Raw genomic sequence first — 2825 nt, forward strand, 5'->3', positions numbered from 1 at the left:
CGATGAGTACTATGTTGGTGAAGACGGCGCTATGCTGGTTAACACATGGAAGAAAACTCTGTCTGACGAAGACATGGATGATCCGGAAGATGACGGAGAAGCTTGGTACTACTTCGGAAGCAAGGGTAAGAAGACTACATCTGACTCAAAGAAAATCAATGGAAAAACTTATTTCTTTGACGATGACGGCAAAATGAGAGATGGTTGGTATCAGGATGGTACCGATGTTTATTATTTAGGCGACGAAGATGACGGAGCTAGAGCTTCTGGTTGGTTATGGTTAGAAGTTCCTGAAGAAGAGGATGTAGATGTCAATGGCCATGCTGATGACAATGATATCTGTGACGAAGAAGGATGGTACTACTTCGGTTCTAACGGAAAAATGTACAAAGATGCTGCTAAGAAGAAAATTAATGGAAAATACTATTACTTCAATGAGCACGGCCAGATGCTGTATGAGTGGATCAATGGCGGTAAAGTTACTTTAGGTTCCAATGCTCAGTTAGACGGTAACAATATTGGAACAGCTTCCCCGGCTGATATGCTCTATACAAACGTAGTAGAAGAAGGTTGGAGAGCGGATGGCTGGTACGAAATCGACGGTTCTGAAGACCTTGAAACAAACAACGATACAGATTGGTATTATTTCAAGAATGGTGAAGCTAAAAAGGCATCCTATTCCGATAAATCTGGACTTACTGGTCCTGAGGTAACAGATGATGGAGATACTGTTTACAGAGCTAGAATTAAAGTGGAAGGAAAGTATTTCTGCTTTAATGAAAAAGGCCAGATGCAGACGGGCTTACAGTTTATTCCGGCCCAGAATGCATTCTATTACTTCGATGATAAAGGTTATATGAAGACTGGTAAAATGTCAAGTGTAGAAGAAGAAAATGATTCCTTCACATATTACTTCCAGACTAAGAATGGTGGTAATGGTAAAGGTATCAACGGAGAAAACAGTGGATATCTGTACTGGAATGGAAAGAGACTGGAAGCTGATGATGATTACAGAATCTATGAAATCGGAAGCGATTACTATCTTGTAAACAGCAAGGGTAAACTTCAGAAATCTACAAGTAAGAAATATGATGTAGAAAATGACAATACGGAAGATGTAACATTTACATTTACCGGATATAAGATTACTGGAGCTAAAGAAGCTGATGGAAGTGATTATGATTACACATCAAATCCAAGTACTCCGAAGATTGAGCTTTATGATAATGTATTTACTGTAGATGGTACAGGAGCAACTATTGTTCAGCAGTAATCTTTAATTAAATTAATACTTTTAATTTATTCAAAGCGGTTCTGATATTTTCTCAGAACCGCTTTTTGCTAACAAGGAAATCAAGTCTCTAATTGCAGCTTTTTGTCAATATTTTGTTCCCGCTAGTATATTGCAGAAAAACCTCCCCAAGTTACAACCTGGGGAGGTTCCTTTTAATTAATCAAGAGATAATGCATCGGTATCTGCTTCAGCGACCCATGTTCTTACGATATCGCCATTTGTAACAACTCCATAGCTGTAAGTATTGTCATACAGTTTGATCTCTGGAACTGTAATAGCTTTCGCAACCTTGGAATCCATTGTTGCAATATCTTTTACATTTTCTATAACAACAGGAAGTGTGTATGTCTTGTCACCTACAGTCAGGGACTTAACAGAATCTCCATTTCCAAATGTTACAGTTACTTCTTCATCAAAGTTTTCAATATCATATTTCTTGGTTTTAGATTTCTGGATCTTACCTTTGTTATTTACAAGGTAAACTTTACCCTCTGATAAGTACAATCTGTAATCATCATCAGCTTCCAGTCTCTTACCGCTGAAATACAGATAATTATCCTTTTCACCGTTTACGCCTTCACCGTTTTTGCCGTTCTTGGTGTTGAAATAGAAGGTGTAGGAATCATCATCATCTTCTACATTGGTAACTTTACCGGTCTTCATATAGCCATTGTCATCAAAGTAGTAGAAACCTTTAGCTGCCGGAATATACTGTAAACCGGTCTGCATACGACCAACTTCATCGAAACAGAAATACTTGTTGTTGCTTGCTTTGATTTTAATCTTTGCTCTCCAGATTGGAGTCTCATCATTGTCTTTAATTTGAGCAAAGTCTTTATCGGAGTCAGCTCTCTTTGCCTCACCATCATCGAAGTAGTACCAGTCTGTATCATTATCCGTACCAACATCTTCAGCACCATCTATTTCGTACCAGCCGTCAGCTCTCCAACCTTCTTCAACCTGATTCATGTAAAGCATATTTTCGATTTCGGCCTTATTAGGTGTGGCTACATTACCATCAGCTTCTGCATTAGATGGGGAACCTTTAACCTTAACCTTAGCGTCGTTAATCCACTCGTATAACATCTGGCCATGTTCATTAAAGTAGTAGTATTTACCATTAACTTTTTTCTTCTTATAATCCTTGTACATTTTACCATTGCTTCCGAAGTAGTACCAGCCTTCCTCGTAGCAGATGCTGCACTCATCATCACATCCTGTGATATCGTCATCATCATCCGGTTTTTCAAGCCATAACCAGCCAGATTCTTTTCTCCAGCCTTCGTCTTCTCCGCCTAAGTAATAAACGTCTCCGTCATCTTCATACCAGCCGTCCTGCATTTCGCCGTCTTCGTTAAAGTAGTAAGTTTTACCAGCGATTTTCTTGGATTCGGTTGTTTTCTTACCTTTGCTTCCAAAGTAATACCAATGATCGCCATCCTCATCCGGATCATCAATATCTTCATCAGATGTTGTCTTAATCCAGGAATTCACCAACATAGCGCCGTCTTCACCAACATAGTACTCATCG

2 protein-coding genes are annotated in these 2825 nt (G+C 39.0%); one reads left to right on the forward strand and one right to left on the reverse strand.

Annotated features, from left to right (window positions below):
• Window positions 1-1273, forward strand: a 1273-nt coding sequence (locus CLOSYM_RS02690) for a cell wall-binding repeat protein (RefSeq protein ID WP_021640851.1), incomplete at its 5' end; no start/stop codon positions are given.
• Between the two features lie 177 nt (window positions 1274-1450).
• On the opposite strand, the gene CLOSYM_RS02695 is transcribed toward CLOSYM_RS02690, so the two are convergent.
• Window positions 1451-2825, reverse strand: a 1375-nt coding sequence (locus CLOSYM_RS02695) for a PspC-like choline-binding domain-containing protein (protein ID WP_021640852.1), incomplete at its 5' end; no start/stop codon positions are given.

It is taken from the genome of [Clostridium] symbiosum ATCC 14940 (assembly GCF_000466485.1).
In the GTDB taxonomy this organism is placed as follows: Bacteria; Bacillota; Clostridia; order Lachnospirales; family Lachnospiraceae; genus Otoolea; species Otoolea symbiosa.